The organism is Comamonas thiooxydans (assembly GCF_002157685.2).
Taxonomy (GTDB): Bacteria; Pseudomonadota; Gammaproteobacteria; order Burkholderiales; family Burkholderiaceae_C; genus Comamonas; species Comamonas testosteroni_H.
This window is the reverse complement of the sequence record NZ_AP026738.1, coordinates 490,402-507,493: the sequence shown is the minus strand read 5'-3', so window position 1 is coordinate 507,493 and position 17,092 is coordinate 490,402. Positions and strand designations below refer to the sequence as shown.

The 17,092-nt window shown below is 63.2% G+C and carries 19 protein-coding genes; 2 read left to right on the top strand and 17 right to left on the bottom strand.

From position 1 onward, the window contains the following. Positions 1-7: 7 nt before the first annotated feature. From CTR2_RS02345 to CTR2_RS02330, 4 genes are read right to left on the bottom strand one after another with little or no spacing between them, the layout of a single operon-like run. Positions 8-496, bottom strand: coding sequence for a chemotaxis protein CheW (locus CTR2_RS02345; RefSeq protein ID WP_003077929.1), 489 nt, complete (start codon positions 494-496; stop codon positions 8-10). Positions 497-530: 34 nt separating this feature from the next. Continuing rightward, positions 531-2,732 (bottom strand): chemotaxis protein CheW, encoded by a 2,202-nt coding sequence (locus tag CTR2_RS02340; RefSeq protein ID WP_087085276.1) that lies wholly within the window; start codon positions 2,730-2,732, stop codon positions 531-533. Positions 2,733-2,764: 32 nt separating this feature from the next. Further along, the gene (locus tag CTR2_RS02335) at positions 2,765-3,127 is read right to left on the bottom strand and encodes a response regulator (RefSeq protein ID WP_003059121.1); all 363 of its coding nucleotides are present in this window, start codon (positions 3,125-3,127) and stop codon (positions 2,765-2,767) included. 42 nt (positions 3,128-3,169) lie between these two features. Then, the gene (locus CTR2_RS02330) at positions 3,170-3,619 is read right to left on the bottom strand and encodes a hypothetical protein (protein ID WP_003065446.1); all 450 of its coding nucleotides are present in this window, start codon (positions 3,617-3,619) and stop codon (positions 3,170-3,172) included. A gap of 112 nt (positions 3,620-3,731) precedes the next feature. On the opposite strand from CTR2_RS02330, the gene CTR2_RS02325 reads away from it, so the two are divergent. Then, positions 3,732-4,853, top strand: a complete 1,122-nt coding sequence (locus CTR2_RS02325; RefSeq protein WP_087085277.1) for a hybrid sensor histidine kinase/response regulator — start codon at positions 3,732-3,734, stop codon at positions 4,851-4,853. Between the two features lie 55 nt (positions 4,854-4,908). Further along, positions 4,909-5,547, top strand: a complete 639-nt coding sequence (locus CTR2_RS02320) for a response regulator (protein WP_087085278.1) — start codon at positions 4,909-4,911, stop codon at positions 5,545-5,547. Between the two features lie 123 nt (positions 5,548-5,670). Here CTR2_RS02320 and fliR read toward each other — a convergent pair whose 3' ends face one another. From fliR to fliF, 13 genes are all read right to left on the bottom strand, one after another. Beyond that, the gene (gene fliR, locus CTR2_RS02315) at positions 5,671-6,435 is read right to left on the bottom strand and encodes a flagellar biosynthetic protein FliR (RefSeq protein WP_012836874.1); all 765 of its coding nucleotides are present in this window, start codon (positions 6,433-6,435) and stop codon (positions 5,671-5,673) included. Then, positions 6,432-6,701: a flagellar biosynthesis protein FliQ gene (fliQ, locus tag CTR2_RS02310; RefSeq protein ID WP_003059126.1), complete on the bottom strand. Its 270-nt coding sequence runs from the start codon at positions 6,699-6,701 to the stop codon at positions 6,432-6,434. Before fliQ ends, fliR begins: the two co-directional genes overlap by 4 nt. A gap of 141 nt (positions 6,702-6,842) precedes the next feature. Continuing rightward, positions 6,843-7,592 carry a flagellar type III secretion system pore protein FliP gene (fliP, locus tag CTR2_RS02305; protein WP_003065455.1) on the bottom strand — a complete coding sequence of 250 codons (750 nt, stop codon included), beginning with the start codon at positions 7,590-7,592 and terminating at the stop codon, positions 6,843-6,845. Further along, positions 7,585-7,974 (bottom strand): FliO/MopB family protein, encoded by a 390-nt coding sequence (locus CTR2_RS02300; RefSeq protein WP_087085279.1) that lies wholly within the window; start codon positions 7,972-7,974, stop codon positions 7,585-7,587. Before CTR2_RS02300 ends, fliP begins: the two co-directional genes overlap by 8 nt. Before the next feature lie 34 nt (positions 7,975-8,008). Continuing rightward, positions 8,009-8,443, bottom strand: a complete 435-nt coding sequence (fliN, locus tag CTR2_RS02295) for a flagellar motor switch protein FliN (RefSeq protein WP_003059131.1) — start codon at positions 8,441-8,443, stop codon at positions 8,009-8,011. Next, a complete protein-coding gene (gene fliM, locus CTR2_RS02290; protein ID WP_087085280.1) occupies positions 8,433-9,437 on the bottom strand; it encodes a flagellar motor switch protein FliM in 1,005 nt (334 codons plus the stop codon). Before fliM ends, fliN begins: the two co-directional genes overlap by 11 nt. A 15-nt stretch (positions 9,438-9,452) precedes the next feature. Continuing rightward, on the bottom strand, positions 9,453-10,007 hold the full coding sequence (locus tag CTR2_RS02285) for a flagellar basal body-associated FliL family protein (protein WP_087085281.1): 555 nt from the start codon (positions 10,005-10,007) through the stop codon (positions 9,453-9,455). 190 nt (positions 10,008-10,197) lie between these two features. Next, complete coding sequence (locus CTR2_RS02280) at positions 10,198-11,511, bottom strand: flagellar hook-length control protein FliK (RefSeq protein ID WP_087085282.1); 1,314 nt, start codon at positions 11,509-11,511, stop codon at positions 10,198-10,200. 2 nt (positions 11,512-11,513) lie between these two features. Further along, complete coding sequence (gene fliJ, locus CTR2_RS02275) at positions 11,514-11,978, bottom strand: flagellar export protein FliJ (RefSeq protein ID WP_087085283.1); 465 nt, start codon at positions 11,976-11,978, stop codon at positions 11,514-11,516. A gap of 33 nt (positions 11,979-12,011) precedes the next feature. Next, the gene (fliI, locus tag CTR2_RS02270) at positions 12,012-13,400 is read right to left on the bottom strand and encodes a flagellar protein export ATPase FliI (RefSeq protein WP_087085284.1); all 1,389 of its coding nucleotides are present in this window, start codon (positions 13,398-13,400) and stop codon (positions 12,012-12,014) included. Then, a complete protein-coding gene (locus CTR2_RS02265; RefSeq protein WP_087085285.1) occupies positions 13,397-14,224 on the bottom strand; it encodes a FliH/SctL family protein in 828 nt (275 codons plus the stop codon). The genes fliI and CTR2_RS02265 overlap by 4 nt, the downstream gene beginning before the upstream one ends. Next, positions 14,217-15,212, bottom strand: coding sequence for a flagellar motor switch protein FliG (gene fliG / locus CTR2_RS02260; RefSeq protein ID WP_087085286.1), 996 nt, complete (start codon positions 15,210-15,212; stop codon positions 14,217-14,219). The genes CTR2_RS02265 and fliG overlap by 8 nt, the downstream gene beginning before the upstream one ends. Positions 15,213-15,362: 150 nt before the next feature. Then, on the bottom strand, positions 15,363-17,069 hold the full coding sequence (gene fliF / locus CTR2_RS02255; RefSeq protein ID WP_087085287.1) for a flagellar basal-body MS-ring/collar protein FliF: 1,707 nt from the start codon (positions 17,067-17,069) through the stop codon (positions 15,363-15,365). Positions 17,070-17,092 lie beyond the last annotated feature (23 nt).

Genomic DNA, 17,092 nt, shown 5'->3' with positions numbered 1-17,092 from the left:
GGCGCACTCAGGCTTCGGAGGCCACCAGGCCCATGTCGACATTGCCCATGAGCTTCTCGATGTCCAGCAGGATCAACATGCGCTCGCCCACAGAACCCAGGCCCAGAATGCAGCCGCTGTCGATGGCGCTTTCGATATCGGGTGCGGGACGCACGGCATCGGCGGGCAGCTCCATCACATCGCTGACCGAGTCCACCACAATGCCGACCACGCGATTGCGCAGGTTCAGGATGATGACCACGGTGAAGGCGTTGTACTCCACCTCGGAGCAGTTGAAACGCAGGCGCATGTCCACGATGGGCACGATGGTGCCGCGCAGATTGACCACACCCTTGATGAACTCGGGCGCGTTGGCAATGCGCGTGGGCTGCTCGTAGCCACGGATTTCCTGCACCTTGAGGATGTCGATGCCGTATTCCTCCTCGCCCAGGCGGAAGGTCAGGTATTCGCGGGCCCCGGTGGCCACGCCTTCGGCAGTCTTGTTGATGATGTTCATGTCAGCTCTCTCTGCGTTGTTCGGGTTGACTGCCTCAATGACGGGTACGGCGCACCAGAGCGCCCGTATCCAGAATCAGCGCCACGGATCCGTCGCCCAAAATGGTGGCACCCGATACATTGGGCACCTTGCGGTAATTGCTTTCCAGGTTCTTCACCACCACCTGGTGCTGACCCAGCAGTTCGTCGACCAGCAGCGCCACGCGACTGCCTTCGGCTTCGACCACCACCATGATGTTGCTGGTCTGGCTTTCATCGGCGCGCGGCACCTTGAAAGTGCGCTCCAGCGCAATCACCGGCATGTATTCGTCGCGCACCTTGACCAGCTGCGTGCCATTGGCCACGGTGTTGACATCGTCGGCCTTGACCTGGAAGGACTCGACCACCGAGGACAGCGGCAGGATATAGACCTCTTCGCCCACACCGACGGACATGCCGTCCATGATGGCCAGCGTCAGCGGCAGGCGCACCGCCACCTTCATGCCCACGCCGGCGACGGACTCGATCTCCACCGTGCCGCCCAGCGAGGTGATGTTTCGCTTGACCACGTCCATGCCCACGCCGCGGCCCGAGACATCGGTGACCACGTCGGCCGTCGAGAAGCCGGGCGCAAAGATCAGCTGCCAGACATCGCTGTCGGGCATGCTGTCGGAGACATCCATGCCGCGCTCGCGGGCCTTGTTCAGAATCCTCTCGCGATTCATGCCCTTGCCGTCGTCGCGCACCTCGATGACGATGGAGCCGCCCTGATGGGATGCCGCCAGCGTCAGCGTGCCATGCTCGGACTTGCCTGCGGCGATGCGGTCCTCCGGCATCTCGATGCCGTGGTCCACGCTGTTGCGCACCAGATGGGTCAGCGGATCGGTAATCTTTTCGACCAGTCCCTTGTCCAGCTCGGTGGCCTCACCCAGCGTGACCAGATCGATCTTCTTGCCCAGCTTGCCCGCCAGGTCACGCAGCATGCGCGGGAAGCGGCTGAACACGGTGGACATGGGAATCATGCGGATCGACATCACGGACTCTTGCAGGTCACGCGTGTTGCGATCCAGGTCAGCCAGACCGGCCAGCAGTTGCTGATAGGTCGTCGGGTCCAGCCCCTGGCTGTTCTGCGCCAGCATGGCCTGGGTGATGACCAGCTCGCCCACCAGATTGATGAGCTGATCCACCTTCTTCACATCCACGCGGATGCTGGTGGACTCCATATGCGCAGCGGCAGCCTTGGGGGCGGCCTTTTGCGCCACGCCGCCAGCCCCGCCAAGCGCGGCATGCTCCTGATTTTGCTGAGCCTCGGGGCTGCCCGGAGCGCCCGCAAAAAATCCGTAGGCTTCTTCGGCCGGCAGATTGTGGGGCGGCATGGCAGCCTCTTCATCCACCATGGCTTCCGGCTCGGCCACGGGCTCGGCTGCAGACTGCGGCTGAGCCGCCTCGCTGATCTGCACCTGCTCCTTGGAGACATGGAAGACGAACAGATCGCGCAGCTCGTCATCGGTGGACACCGTTCTGACCTTGAACAGACGGTGATCGGCCTTGGTGCCGACCTGGTCCTGGATCGTGCCCAGACCGGGAATATCGCGAAACAGCTCCTTGATGGCGTCGCCCAGCTCCAGCCTGGACAGTGGGCCGATCTCGATCGTCAGCTCACGTGCCCCCTCAGGAGGCTCGGTACCGATCACAGGGCCTGGCTCTGCCACCTGGGCTGCCGCAGGGGCCCGAGCTTGAGCGGGCGTATCCGCCACCACAGCGACAACAGCGGCAGCTGGCTTCACAGGCTCGGCAGCCGCGGCACTGCGGTTGACCTGGGGGATTTCGGTCAGGCCCTGGGCCAGGGCCTCGATGCGCACCACCAGTTCCGCAGTGGAAACCGGTTCGCCCTCGTCACCGGACTGGTGACGTGCCAGCAGGCTGCGGCTGGCGTCCGCCGACTCCAGCAGCACATCGACCATCTCGGGGATGGGCGTGATTTCATGGCGACGCAGGCGGTCCAGCAGGGATTCCATGCGGTGCGTGAGCTCGGTCACATCCGAGAAGCCGAAGGTCGCCGCACCGCCCTTGATGGAGTGGGCGCAGCGGAAAATACCGTTGAGCTCTTCATCGTTGGCGGCCGAAAGGTCCAGGCTGAGCAGCATCTGCTCCATCTGGTCGAGGTTCTCGCTGGCTTCCTCGAAAAAGATTTGATAGAACTGGCTAAGGTCGAAGTCTGCGCCCGAACCTGCGCCATCCTGGTGTGTATCCGCCATGGTGTTTCCTGCTGTGATTCGTTGTTATCGGCTTAACGCAGCACTTTTTGAATAACTTCGATCAATCGATTGGGATCGAAGGGCTTGACCAGCCAGCCCGTGGCACCTGCGGCCCGGCCCGCCTGCTTCATCAGATCGCTGGATTCCGTGGTCAGTATCAAGATGGGCGTGCCCTTGAACTTCGGGTTTTCACGGAGCTTGCGCGTGAGACCGATGCCGTCCAGGCGCGGCATGTTCTGGTCGGCCAGCACCAGATCGATGTTCTGCGCCTGTGCTTTTTCCAGCGCATCCACACCGTCGACGGCTTCCACCACCTTAAAACCAGCACTGCTCAATGTGAAAGACACCATCTTTCGCATCGAGGGGGAATCATCAACAGCCAGAATCGATCGCATGTACAGCTCCAACAGACGGGCAACGGAAAACAGGGTAGAAGTTCAAAACAGCTCCACGGAGCCTGCATCCATCTCGCTTTGCGTGACGGGATTGGGCTTTTCGGGCAGGTTTGGCAGACTGATGGCGGACTCCGCCTCGTCCTCGTCCCTGCCCATGGCGGCAGCCCCGAGCCTGAAAGCACAGGCTTGCAGGGTGTGTGCCATATGGGCAATGAGCTGAGACGACATATCGTGGAACTGGAGCTCGGTCACCGCCAGGCGCAGCGACTCACGTGCTGTAGCCAGCGCTGCAGAATCGGGCAAGGCCGGCTGCGACAATTGCCCGTTGACTTGCTCGAAGCGCTCCAGCAGATTGTGCGTGGCATGGTCCAGCAACCCTTCAAGACGCTGCAGATCACGCAGCGTGACCAGCAAGGCATCCTGCAGCTCCGCAGCCACCATCACCGGCACGGCAACTGCAGGCACACCCGAAGGGTTTTGCATCGTCTGCATTGTTACTCCAACTGCGTAAAACCATCATGACAGCCATGCCGCCATGCTCCACGAAATGAACCGCCCGGCAGCCCGCCCGTGAGCACACGGCCACACTTGACGACTACCCTCGATGTTCCAAAATGTATCCAATGATAGCGTCCTTGGCGATATGCAATTCCGGAATCAGACCTTGAAAATCCTTCATATTGAAGACTCTGTCGCAGATCAGGCTCTGGCACGCCTGAGCCTCAAGCGCGGTCAGTTGCCCTGCACGCTCACGGCCATGGACAGTCTGCAGGAGGTACAGGGCGCCCTTGAGACACAGGATTTCGACCTGATTCTGGCGGACTATCATCTGCCCGGCTTCACGGCTCTCGACGTCTGGGACTTGGTGCGAACCCGTGCCGATGCCCCTCCTTTTGTGCTGTTGTCGGGCGCCATCGGCGAATCTGCCGCCGTGGACATCATGCGACTGGGCATCAGCGACTATCTGCTCAAAGACCAGATCAACGGCCTGCCCCATGTCATCAAGCGCGCCATGGAGGTCCATGAGGCGAGGCGAGCGCGCCGCCGCGCCGCACTGCAGCTGGCAGAGTCCGAAAAGCGCCTGGCCGAGCTGACCGAACACCTGCACACCAGCATCGAGCAGGAACGCGCCAATATCTCGCGCGAGATTCACGATGACATAGGCGGCTCGCTCACTGCCGTCAAGTTTGATCTTGCCTGGCTGATCCGCAACAGCCCCGAAGGCAAGCAGCGCGAGCATGCCAGATCGGCACTGGAGATGCTGGAACACGCCCTGGGCGCCAGCCAGCGCATCATGCAGAACCTGCACCCGCCCGTGCTGGACCAGGGACTGGTGGCCGCCGTGCAATGGCTGGCCCAGGACTTCGAGCGCCGCACAGGCATACCCACCCAGTTGCACACCAGCCGCGAGCATATGGAAATAGCAGCCGCGCAGCAGGTGGTGGTCTACCGTACGGCACAGGAATCCTTGACCAATATCAGCAAATACGCACAAGCCAGCCAGGTGACGCTGGATTTGTCCGACCACGAGGGTTTTTTGACACTGGAAGTAACAGATAACGGGGTAGGCCTGAGCCAGGATGATCGCAAAAAGCCTCAGTCTTTCGGGCTTAGAGGGCTAAGTGAGCGCGCGCGAACAATTCAAGGCTGGCTGGATGTGAGCAGCCACCCCGGCCGAGGAACCTCTATCATTCTCACCATTCCTCTGGCAGAGATCCAGGCATGAGCCATCCAACCACGCGCTTGTCCGGTCTGCCATCTGACTTCCTGGGAGAGCGACCTTGATTCACGTGGTGCTGTGCGACGACCATGCCATTTTGCGCCGGGGCATACGCGACACCCTGGCGGAGGCGACGGACATCAGCGTCACCGCAGAAGCCGGCAGCTATGCCGAACTGCGTGAGCAACTGCGCGACGCAGCTTGCGATGTGCTGCTGCTGGACATCAATATGCCGGGCCGCAGCGGCCTGGAAGTGCTAGCCAGCGTGCGCGAAACGCATCCGCAGATCCGCGTCATCATGGTCTCCATGTATCCCGAAGACCAGTACGCCTTGCGCAGCATCAAGGCTGGCGCAGCCGGCTATGCCAACAAGGCGGGGGATCCGGTGCTGCTGATCGACGCCGTGCGCACCGTCCACAGCGGACGCAAATACCTGACTGCCGAAGTGGCCCAGATGCTGGCCGACAGCCTGGCCCAGCCTGCCGCCCCCGTGCCGCATGAAACCTTGTCCGAGCGCGAGATGCAGACGCTGCTGAAGATTGCCAGCGGTCAGCGCCAGACCGATATTGCGCAGGAGCTGATGCTCAGCCCCAAGACGGTGAGCGTGTACCGGGCACGGGTGCTGGAGAAGCTGGGCATGAGCAGCAACGCGGAGCTGACCGCCTATGCCATCAAGAACGGACTGATCGATACACCCTGAGCCGCGCGGCGGGCGATACGCTGGCTTGCGCGCCCGCATCGAGTCAGCTTTTTCTAAGGCCCAAAGCGGCCTTATCCCTTTGTCATAAAGCGCACCAAGCTATCAAACAGATAGTGCTTCGCATTAAACCCCGAAGACTGCCATTCCCTTTTGGAGCAAGGCCACCAGAGGCTGCTCCAGCAAAGGCAGGGTCGCCGTCAGACCCAGCAGACCCACAGTCAAGGTGACAGGAAAGCCCACGGCATAGATATTCATCTGTGGCGCGACCCGGGAGATGATGCCCAGCACCAGGTTGACGAACAGCAGCATGGCAATCATGGGCAGTGCAATCCAGAAAGCGCTGGCGAAGACGGCGCTGCCCATCTCGTGGATCCGCATCTGGGAGATGGCCTGCAGAAAGTTGCCATCGACGGGGAAGGCTTCAAAGCTCTTGAGCACCGCCATCAGCACCAGCAGATGACCGTTGATGACGATGAACAGCAAGGTGGCGATCTGCACCATGAAGCGCGCCACGGCACTGAGCTGGGCATTGCTGGTCGGATCGAAGAAGGACGCGAAGTTCAGGCCCATCTGCAGACCCACCACCTCACCGGCGACTTCGATGGCCGCCATCACCAGGCGCACGGCAAAGCCCACGGACAGGCCGATCACCACCTGCTGCACCAGAGTGCCCAGCGCCTGGGCCGAGGCAATGCTGACCACCGTCTGCTCGCCCAGCACGGGCTGCGCGCAAAGCGCAACCAGGAAAGCCAGCCCGACCTTGAGCCGCATGGGAATGGCTTTCTGAGAAAACACAGGCGCCGTGGTGAACAGCGCCAGCACGCGCACAAACGGCCAGATCAGCGGCGAGAGCCAGGCGGCAATCTGCGCTTCGCTAAAGGAAATCATCCTACCGAACCTGGAATGCTCTCTATGGTGCGACGAATGAAATCCACCAGCGTGGACAGCATCCACGGCCCTGCCACGGCAAACACGAGCACGGCAGCGATGAGCTTGGGCACAAAGGCCAGCGTGGCCTCATGCACCTGGGTCACGGCCTGAAAGACGCTCACCAGCAGACCCACGCCCATGACCACGCCCAGCACAGGCATGGAAATCATGAGCAGCAGGGTCAAGGCCTCGCGGCCAAAGGTCAGAACAAATTGAGAGGTCATGACGTTCTCTTAAAAATTCAAGGAGCCTGGCACGCTAGCAACCGGCGCGGCTCAATGTTCGAGACACCGAGGAAGGGCCGCCCCACACCGAAGGTGTCGGGAAGGCGCGGGGCCGCCCAGGCAAGCGACTCAGGGGGGACCTCATGTAGCAAAGCTCGCCGCCAGAGAGCCGATGATCAGGTTCCAGCCATCGGCCAGCACAAACAGCATGAGCTTGAAAGGCAGGGCCACCAGCACGGGCGAAAGCATCATCATGCCCAGCGACATGAGAATGGAAGACACCACCATGTCGATGACCAAAAACGGAATGAAGATCATGAAGCCGATCTGAAAAGCCGTTTTCAGCTCGCTGGTCACAAAGGCCGGCACCAGCACACGCAGAGGCGCTGTTTCTGCCGTGACATTCGCATCCAGCTTGGCCAGGCGCTTGAACAGCGCAAAGTCAGACTGGCGCGTCTGCTTGAGCATGAAGCCGCGCATGGGGGCTTCGGCCTTTTCCATGGCTTGTTCGAAGCTGATGCTGTTTTGCGTATAGGGCAGATAGGCGTCCTGATAGACCTTGTCCAGCGTGGGGCCCATCACAAACATGGTGAGAAACAGCGACAGACCGATCACCACCTGATTGGGCGGCGCGGACTGCGTGCCCAGCGCCTGGCGCAGCAGGCTCAGCACGATGACGATGCGGGTAAAGCCCGTCATCAACAGCAAGATGGCGGGCAGGAACGACAGCGCCGTGAAAAACAGCAGTGTCTGGATGGGCACCGAATAGCTGGTGCCGCCCGCCCCCTGGCCCACCAGCAGCGGCAGACTGGCGGGTGCGCCCTGGGCTGCGGCCATCAGGGGCATGGCCAGCAAGACAGCGGCAGCAGCACGAGAGACGAATTTAGACATTTCCAGAATTCCGGGCCGCTTCGTCGGCCTGCGCGCGCATCAGCGAGTCGGTGAACGATGAGACGGCAGGTGAATGGGCCGCGCGGGCAGATTGCAAGGATGCGGATGGGTCTTGCAGCACATGCAGGCATTGGATCTGCTGCGCCGTCACACCCAGCACCAGGCGCACGGCCTGCTCCCCTTCACCCAGTTGCACGGTCACCACCCGCTGCTGCGGGCCAATGGCCAGCGTGCCAAGCACCTGCGCCGGAACCGAGGCGGCACCACGGGCCATCCCCATGCCACGGGGCAGGAGGTTTTTCTGCTGCAGACGACGCACCAGCCAGGGCAACGCCGCCATGACAGCAACAAACAGGATGACCAGCAGCAGCGTGGGCCACATGGAAGGGGCCGCTGCCGCAGAGTTGGCCGCGTTATCAACCACGGCTGACCCGGCGCAGACGCTCGGACGGTGTCACCACGTCCGTCAGACGGATACCGAACTTGTCGTTGACCACCACCACCTCGCCCTGGGCGATCAGGTAGCCGTTGACCAGCACGTCCATGGGTTCGCCGGCCAGAGCATCAAGCTCCACCACCGAGCCCTGAGCCAGTTGCAGAATGTATTTGATAGGCACCTTGGTGCGGCCCAGCTCCACGGACAGCTGCACCGGAATATCCAGCACCATGTTGATATCGTGCACCGGCACATCGCCATAGCTGCGTGCGGCGTCGCCCGCCAGCGGCCCGCCCTGGTCGGACAGATCGGGGCCTTCGACGGCCTGGTCATGCTGACGCTGCTCTTCCAGCGCCTCGGCCCAGCCGGAGAACGGATCGTCACCTGCGGGCTTGTTGTTGTCGTCAATTGCCATGCTTCTCTCCCATCCAGCTGGTCTCGCCGCCGCGCAGGCTGCGTTCCACGCGGATTGCATATTTGTCGTTGTGCGTGCCGTACTGGCACTCGAAAACCGGCACCCCACCAATGGAGGCGCGAATCAGCGGCTCGCGGTCGAGCTCGATAAAGTCACCTGGGCGCATGGCCAGCAGCTGCTCCACCGTGGCATCGGCGCGGGCCAGCTCGGCCACCAGCGTGACCTCGGCGGCCTGAATCTCCCGCGTCAACACCTTGACCCAGCGGCGATCCACCTCGATGGCGTCGCCCTGAGTGGAGGAATACAGCACATCGCGAATCGGCTCCAACGTCGCATAAGGCATGCAGATGTGGATGGAGCCCGAGATATCGCCGATCTCCAGCTGAAAAGCCGTGGAGACCACGATTTCGCTGGGCGTGGCGATGTTGGCGAACTGCGGCTGCATTTCCGAGCGCTGATAGGCCAGCTCCAGCGGATAGATGCCGTGCCAGGCTTTTTTGTATTCATCGCAGATCACATTGACCATGCGGTTGATCACGCGCTGCTCGGTGGTCGAGAAGTCGCGCCCCTCGATGCGGGTCTGCAGGCGACCCGTGCCGCCGTACAGCGTGTCGATCACGCCGAACACCAGCGAGGGATCGCAGACGATCAGACCATTGCCGCGCAGCGGGCGAATGGCCATGATGTTGAAATTGGTGGGAACGGCCAGCTCGCGCAGAAAGGCGCTGTAGCGCTGCACCGTCACCGTGCCGACGGAAACCTCGGGGCTGCGGCGGATGAAGTTGAACAGGCCGATGCGGAAGTTGCGGGCAAAGCGCTCGTTGACAATTTCCATGGTGGGCATGCGCCCACGCACGATGCGTTCCTGGCTGGAGATGTCGTAGCTGCGGACCTGGCCGAGATCGACCTCCACCACTTCGGAACGCTGGCTTTCGCCGGTAACGCCTTCAAGAAGAGCATCAACCTCTTCCTGGGAGAGAAAAGAATCGCTCATGCACTCCCTCCCTGCTTACTGAATGATGAAGCTGGAGAACAGCACGCGACGCACAGGCCCCTTGCGATTGGCACGCGGGCTGTCTTCGTCGGCGTCCTCTTCGTCGCGCGAACGCTTCTTGGCGCCCGGGCCGAAGCCCAGCGGTGCCGAGACCTCGGTCAGAATGTCGGCGGCCAGCTTTTCCTTGCCCTCGCGTGCCAGCAGCTCGTCGGCCGTGCGCTGAGACACCAGCATCAGAATGCCGTTGCGGATGCTGGGCAGGTATTGCTTGACGGTGGAAGCCGTCTTCTCATCGGCCAACTCCAGCGTGATGCCCAACTGCACAAAGCGATCGCCGCCGGGGTCGGCCAGATTGGCCACCATATTGTCCAGAGGCAGGAAAGTGGGCACTGTGGCTTTGGCGCTGACTTCTTCTTCGCCATCGGCGCTGCTGTGCTGGCGCTGCATCATCAGCACATAGGCCGCGGCAGCCACAATGGCCAACACGGCAACGATGGCCACGATGACGATCAGCTTCTTGCTTTTGGCAGGAGCAGGTGCAACAGGGGCGGCATTGGGATTGGCTGACACGGCGGGTATTCCTCAAGAGTGGGGGACTGCATCCACACCGCAGCCATTGCCGCGACACGGAAGATCCACGCCTGAATTATTCGCCGCCCGCCCTACCGACCATTGCCCGAATAAAAGCGCGAAACCCGGCTTCATTCCGGGTTTCGCGCCCATGTCCGGCTCACGGTTTTCGTGAGCCGGCACCGATCATTTACACGAAAAGGTCCACGCCGGACTGCACCGGCCGCGCGCCGTTGGATGCACCGGCTGCCCCCATCGGCAGCTCGGCAGCATTGACCGAAACCCGGGACACCCTGGCCTGGCCGGGTCGGGCGCCCTCGCCCTGGCTGTCGCCGCCGGGCCGGGCATCGGCACCGCCCGCATCCACGCTGACGCCGCTCAGATTCAGCCCCTGGGCCTGCAAAAGCTCGCGCAGCTGAGCCTGACCGTCGGCCAGCAGCTGACGTGCCTGCTCATCGCCCGCTGCAAAGCGCACATGAGCCTCCTGGCCGTTCAGCTGCACCTGGACCTGGATAGCCTTGCCCTCATGCTGGATCGACAGCGCGGCATTCTGCGTTTTCTGATGCACCCAGAAGGCCACCTGCTCGGACACCTCCTGCTCGCGCTCTGTCGGTGCGGCATCCTGCCCCGCCAGGCTCTGGCCGAAGTCGGAGCTGTTCTGGCCGCCGCCCTGCATGCCCGCGCTCGCCGCGCCCATGGCTGCCCCGACGGCAGCGGCTGCGGCCTGCAGATCGGCCCCGCCCTGCACTGCCGCCGTCTTGCCCTGTGGCGCAGCTTCATCCTGCTGAGGCGAGCGGGCCGCACGCAGCAAATCCTTGAGACCTTCCAGGGCCTGGGGCTGCACGGCAGTCATGCCCTGCAGGCTGATACCTTGCTGCGGCAATGCCTGCGCCTTGTGCACAGCAGGCTCAAGGCGCGCAGCAGGCGCTTCTTCCGCCACCGAAGCCAGCGCGCTGTGCCCACCGTCCTGAGCCTGCGCGGCTGTGTCCTGCTGCGGTTGCAAGACAGCCGCATCAGAATTAATAGCTGCTTGCGCTTGCGCTGTATACAGCGGAGCCTGATTTGACTGCAAATCCTTGCCCATGAATGCGGCATGAGCCTCCCCAGACCCAAGCTGCAAAGCCTGGCGATGGGCCAGTTGCGCGGCATGGCCCCTGCCTGAAAGAAAGTCGGTGGCCACGCCCTGGCGCAGATCGGCATCACCCTGCCCGTCCAGTTGCGCGGTCTGTCCGACCAGACTCATCCACGGCGCATGACCTTGAGCGATCAGCAGCGCATCCTGCTCACCGGGCGCCAGCTTCACGTCTGATGTCTCGGCAGGCTGCTGCGCCGCCTGCGGCAGGCCGGCCGTCACGAATCCTTCCAGCGATGCCAGCAGCGATGAAAAGCCCTGGCCTGACTCGTCTGCTGCGGCCGTGGCGCTTTTGGCCGAGCTCATGGACTGCGCCATGGCCTTGCCGGTGCGCGATTCGCCGCGCGGGCCATCAATTCTGGTTTCCGCCATGCTCAGGCCTCCTGAAATTGCAGGCCGAAGCTGCGTCGAAAAAAGGCCATGGTGGCGCGCTCGTCGGTATCTTTTTGCTCGCGCCGCATCTGGGCCAGTGCCACATCACGGCGGCGGGCCTGCACCACTTTCTGCAGACTGGTCACGCGCAGCTCTGTCGCCAGCAGGGCTTGACGGGCGGTCTCCAGGCGAATGTCCTGATCGGCCACCACACGGGTCTGCAAGCCGATGGCGTGCTGCAGACGCTCCATGAACTGATACTGGTGATGCATGACCTCGGGCTGCACGGCCAGCCCTTCCTGGGCCCCCCAGCGCGCCTGCATCTCCAGGACATAGCCCTGCAGCTGATCCATCTGGGCCTGTGCCGCCTGCTGAGCGCGCTGGCGCTCCTGCATGGTCGTGCGGGCCGCGTCACGCTTGCGTTCTGCGGCTTCAATGGCGACGTTCAAGGCATTCAAGGATGACATCTGCGACTCTCCCTCTGGCTAACCCGTTTAGTCTCAGCCCCGCTGCATGGCTTGCGCCATGCCGGCCAGGCTTTGCTCCATGCTGGAGCTTTCAAACATGCTTTGCTGCAGAAACCCGGTCATGGCGGGTTGCAGCGCAATCGCCTCGTCCAGCTGAGGGTCGGAGCCCGGCACATAGGCGCCGACCTGCACCAGATCGCGCCCCTTCTGGTAGCGCGAATAGACGGCGCGAAAGCGACGTGCGAGCTCGAAATGCTCGCGCGAGACCACGTTGTGCATGACGCGCGAAGCCGACTGCTCGATATCGATGGCCGGGTAATGCCCGGTCTCAGCCAGAGCCCGCGAGAGCACGACGTGGCCGTCGAGAATGGCGCGGGCCGCATCGGCAATCGGGTCCTGCTGATCGTCGCCCTCGGACAGCACGGTGTAGAAGGCCGTGATCGAGCCCACGCCATGCAGGCCATTGCCGCTGCGCTCCACCAGCGCGGGCAGCTTGGCAAAGCAGGATGGCGGATAGCCCTTGGTGGCCGGCGGCTCGCCGATGGCCAGAGCTATTTCGCGCTGGGCCATGGCATAGCGGGTCAAGGAATCCATGAGCAGCAGCACATGCTTGCCCTTGTCGCGGAAATGCTCGGCGATCGCCGTGGCGTAACTGGCGCCCTGCATGCGCAGCAGCGGCGGCGCATCGGCGGGAGCGGCCACGACCACGGCACGGCTGCGGTCCTGGGCACCCAGAATGTCCTCGACGAACTCCTTGACCTCGCGGCCACGCTCGCCGATCAGGCCCACCACGATCACATCGGCCTGGGTGTAGCGCGCCATCATGCCCAGCAGCACGGACTTGCCCACACCCGAGCCGGCAAACAGGCCCAGACGCTGGCCGCGCCCCACGGTCAGCAGCGCGTTCAGCGCCTTGACACCGGTATCCAGCGACTCGCGCACGGGGTCACGGTCCATGGCATTGATGGGGTTGCGATCCAGCACCTCGGGCACCACGCTGCCCAGCTCGCCCGCATGGTCCAGTGGAATGCCTTGCGAATCCACCACCCGCCCCAGCAAGCCATCCCCCATGGGCAGGCGCAGCACGCCCACGGTCTGGCTGACTTTCTCGGTTTCCACCACGCCCAGCTGGGGCACGGGAACAAAAGGGGCTGCCGGCGTCACCATGGCTCCGCTGGACAGACCCTGAATATCGCCCGCAGGCATCAGAAAGGCGCGCTCGCCGGCGAAGCCGACCACCTCGGCCAGCACAGGCTCCTGTCCATGCTGATGAATATGGCATTGCGCCCCCACGGGCACGCGCAGCCCGGAAGCCTCCAGCACCATGCCGGTCAGCCGGGTCAGACGGCCCTGGCATTCCAGCGGCACAGGCTCGGCATAGCGTGCGCGCGCCTGGCTCATGAACTGCTGCCAGGGGTTCATGCCTTGTCTCCGTCATACCAGGTGGAGACCAGGCCCAGAGCCGCCACGGCACGGCGCCAGCGCTTGTCCAGACCGCCGTCGATCTCGGCACCACCAGACTCCACCTTGACATCGCCAGGGGCAATCGAGGCATCGCCCAACCACTGGATACGGCTGTGCGCACCATGCTCGGCACGCAGGGCTTCATCGAGCAGTTCAAAGTCTGCGGGGTTCAGACGAACGGTGACCGGACGGCTCTCGTCGACCAGCATGTCCAGCGCCTCACGAATCACGGGCAACAAGGCCTGGGGCTGGCTGCGCAGCTCCTGGCGCACCACCTGACGGGCAATATCGCAGGCCAGATTCAGCAACTCCTGGGCCATGCCCGACTGTAGCTGCTTGAAGTTGTCTTCCAGGCCCTGCAACACGCCATCGACACGCTGCGCACTCTCGCGGCCCGCACCGTTGATATGGTCGTCCAGATGCTGCTGCCATTGCTGCTGTGTCTGTGTGCGGCCTTCGGCCAGGCCCTGCGCATGGCCCTCGGCTCGTGCCTGCTCCAGCATCTGCTGCAGCTGCTCCTCGTCGAAAGCCGGGACGGCTGGCTCCACCGGCTCCACAACCTGTACCTCTGGTTGCGCCTGCGGTTGATGGGCAATAGAGGGGGAAAAACCGTTGAAATGCTCTACCCCAGCCGGTATGAAGGCAGCTTGCTGTGCTGGCGCGAAGACGCTGCGATCCTGTGCATCCACCGCACCGAAGCGCCATTGCACCACGGTGCTGTCGTCGATCTCTTCCTGCGGGATAAAGCGCGAGTGCGAGCGCGGAGGCTGGCCCTTAGACATAGCAGTCCTCCGGGCCGCTGCCGATGGTTACCTGGCCTTCCTCGACCAGACGACGCACGACCTTGAGGATTTCCTTCTGCTGGGCTTCCACTTCGGACAGACGCATGGGGCCACGGCCTTCCAGGTCCTCGCGCAGCGACTCGGCCGCACGCATGGACATATTGGCCAGAATCTTGTCGCGTACTTCCATGGAGCCGCCCTTGAGCGCCACGATCAGCGTCTCGGACACCACCTCGCGCAGCACCAGCTGCACCGAGCGGTCGTCGAGCTTGACCAGGTCGTCGAAGACGAACATCTTGTCCATGATCTTCTGCGCCAGCTCGGGGTCGTAGTTGCGGATGGTGTCGAGCACCGCCACATCGGCATTGCCGCCCATCTGGTTGAGCATTTCGGCTGCGGTCTTGACGCCGCCCAGCGAGGTCTTGCGCACCTTGTCGCCACCCGCCAGCACCTTGAACAGCACCTCGTTCAGGTCCTTGAGCGCCGTGGGCTGAATGCCTTCCAGCGTGGCCACGCGCAGCATGACCTCGCTGCGTGCCCGGTCGGGGAACTGCATCAGCACGGCCGCAGCCTGCTCATACTCCAGGTGCACCAGAATCGCCGCCACGATCTGCGGATGCTCGCCGCGCAGCAGCTCGGCCACCGACAGCGGGTCCATCCACTTCAGGCTTTCAATGCCCGAGATATCGCCGCCCTGCATGATGCGGTCGATCAGCAGCGCCGCCTTGTCATCGCCCAGCGCACGCTTGAGCACCGAGCGCACATAGTCGCTGGCATCGTCCACCAGCAGACTCTGCGACGCAGCATCGCTGGTGAAGCGATCGATCACGAAATCCACCTTTTCCCGCGTCACGCCACGCATACGGGCGATCGTCTCGCCCAGCTTCTGCACTTCCTTGGGCGTGAGGTGCTTGAACACCTCGGCCGCCTCTTCCTCACCGAGGGAGACCAGCAAGATGGCAGCGTCGTTCAGACCTCTATCGTCCATATTCAAAACTCTCTACTAGTTATTCAACCGTCCCATGCTGGGGATGCCGAGCAAGGGCCTAGGCGGCCCCGCCGCCCCGCAGCGAGGGCATCGTCCCCCTCCCAAAGAGAGAGGGGGAAGGCGCAACGCGCCTCAGGGGGGGTGACTTCGTCACCCCTCGCCGTTAATCCATGTCTTCACGATGTTCGCCACCGCGATCGGGTTCTGCTTGGCCAGATGACGGGCCTGATCCAGTCGCTCCTGCTCCTTGGTCGGAGACAGCTCCTTCGCTGGTGCTGGCAGAGCGGGACGATCCAGCGCCTCGGCTTCAATGGCATTGAGCTGGCCGCCGGGGCCGGTATTGCGTCCCTTGAGCAAGGGGCGCACCAGGCCCAGCAGCACCAGGGCACCGAACAGCGCCAGCGCGATCGGCACGCCCAGGCTCTTGGCCATGGCCTGAATTTCGGGGTCTTTCCACATCGGCAGCTCGGCCGGAGCGGCACCGCTGTCCATGAAGGGAGCGCTGACCAGATTCACCGAGTCGCCACGATCGGCGCTATAGCCCACGGTCTCGCGCACCAGCGTGAGCAGCTGCTCCTGCTGCTGGGCTGTCAGTGGGCGCAGTCCGGAGCTGACTGCGGCAGCCGCTGCCGCTGTCGCGGCATCGGTGCCGGCCGCAGCGGCCAGCGGTGCATTGACCACCACCGCAGCCGTCAGGCGCTTGACGGTGCCGGTGCTGCCGCGTGTGACCCTGACGGTCTTGTCCACTTCGTAATTGGTGATGGACTCGCGCTTGTTGCCCTGGGCATTGCCCTGGCCTGCACCAGCGGCCTGCGGTGCAGGATTGGCACCGTTGATGGGCGCGGTGGAATTCTGAGGTGGCTGGTTGCTGGTCGCGCCAGGCACGCCGGTGGGTGGAGTGACCGTCTTCTCGCCATTGGTCTCCATCACCTGCTGGCTGCGCACGGCCCCGCCGTCGGTGGACTGGTTGGGGCGATGCTGCTCGGAAGTCGATTCGGTCTGGCTGAAGTCCAGCTCGGCAGAAACCTGGGCCTTCACATTGTTCTTGCCGACCACGGGCTCCAGAATGTCCAGGATGCGGCGCACATATTGCTGCTCCACCTGCTGGGTGTAGAGGAATTGCTGCATGTCCACGCCGCCGGCGTTGCCGTCAGGCGACTGCGACAGCAGCTTGCCGGTGTCGTCCACCACGCTCACCGCCGAAGGCTCCATCTCGGGCACGCTGGATGCCACCAGATGCACGATGCCGGCGATCTGCGCACGGTCCAGCATGCGCCCAGGATGCAAGCTCAGCAGCACGGAGGCCGAAGGCTTTTGCTGCTCGCGAAAGAATCCGTTCTGATTGGGCAGAGCCAGATGCACGCGGGCACTTTGCACGGCATTGAGCGCCAGGATGGAGCGGGTCAGCTCGCCTTCCAGGCCACGCTGAAAATTGAGACGCTCCTGAAACTGCGTGATGCCGAACTTGCTGTTTTCCATCAGCTCAAAGCCCGTCACCGACCCCTTGGGCAGGCCTTGCGTGGCCAGCTTCAGTCGCACATCGTGCACACGGTCTGCGGGAATGAGGATGGCGCCGCCGCCCTCGCTGTACTTGTAGGGCACGTTCATCTGCGTCAGCTGCGCCACGATGGCACCGCCATCCTTGTCGCTGACGTTGGAGAACAGCATCTTGTAATCAGGCTGGCGATAGAACACCGCCGCCGCCACCAAGCCTACAGCGACCAAGGCCGCCAGCGCGCCCCAGCGAAGACGTTGGCCACGGTCGAGCGCATTCCAGCGCTGCGCGAGCGCAGGGCGGGGCGCATACGTGGCACCGGGCACGGCATTGGGGACAGGTACTTCAGCTACAGCAGACATCTTGATTCCATGGTGTCAGACCC

Coding starts and splice junctions, on each gene's coding strand:
- CTR2_RS02345 (WP_003077929.1), bottom strand. CDS start 496: ATGAACATCATCAACAAGACTGCCGAAGGCGTGGCCACCGGGGCCCGC.
- CTR2_RS02340 (WP_087085276.1), bottom strand. CDS start 2,732: ATGGCGGATACACACCAGGATGGCGCAGGTTCGGGCGCAGACTTCGAC.
- CTR2_RS02335 (WP_003059121.1), bottom strand. CDS start 3,127: ATGCGATCGATTCTGGCTGTTGATGATTCCCCCTCGATGCGAAAGATG.
- CTR2_RS02330 (WP_003065446.1), bottom strand. CDS start 3,619: ATGCAGACGATGCAAAACCCTTCGGGTGTGCCTGCAGTTGCCGTGCCG.
- CTR2_RS02325 (WP_087085277.1), top strand. CDS start 3,732: ATGTTCCAAAATGTATCCAATGATAGCGTCCTTGGCGATATGCAATTC.
- fliR (WP_012836874.1), bottom strand. CDS start 6,435: ATGATTTCCTTTAGCGAAGCGCAGATTGCCGCCTGGCTCTCGCCGCTG.
- fliQ (WP_003059126.1), bottom strand. CDS start 6,701: ATGACCTCTCAATTTGTTCTGACCTTTGGCCGCGAGGCCTTGACCCTG.
- fliP (WP_003065455.1), bottom strand. CDS start 7,592: ATGTCTAAATTCGTCTCTCGTGCTGCTGCCGCTGTCTTGCTGGCCATG.
- CTR2_RS02300 (WP_087085279.1), bottom strand. CDS start 7,974: ATGTGGCCCACGCTGCTGCTGGTCATCCTGTTTGTTGCTGTCATGGCG.
- fliN (WP_003059131.1), bottom strand. CDS start 8,443: ATGGCAATTGACGACAACAACAAGCCCGCAGGTGACGATCCGTTCTCC.
- fliM (WP_087085280.1), bottom strand. CDS start 9,437: ATGAGCGATTCTTTTCTCTCCCAGGAAGAGGTTGATGCTCTTCTTGAA.
- CTR2_RS02280 (WP_087085282.1), bottom strand. CDS start 11,511: ATGGCGGAAACCAGAATTGATGGCCCGCGCGGCGAATCGCGCACCGGC.
- fliJ (WP_087085283.1), bottom strand. CDS start 11,978: ATGTCATCCTTGAATGCCTTGAACGTCGCCATTGAAGCCGCAGAACGC.
- fliI (WP_087085284.1), bottom strand. CDS start 13,400: ATGAACCCCTGGCAGCAGTTCATGAGCCAGGCGCGCGCACGCTATGCC.
- CTR2_RS02265 (WP_087085285.1), bottom strand. CDS start 14,224: ATGTCTAAGGGCCAGCCTCCGCGCTCGCACTCGCGCTTTATCCCGCAG.
- fliG (WP_087085286.1), bottom strand. CDS start 15,212: ATGGACGATAGAGGTCTGAACGACGCTGCCATCTTGCTGGTCTCCCTC.
- fliF (WP_087085287.1), bottom strand. CDS start 17,069: ATGTCTGCTGTAGCTGAAGTACCTGTCCCCAATGCCGTGCCCGGTGCC.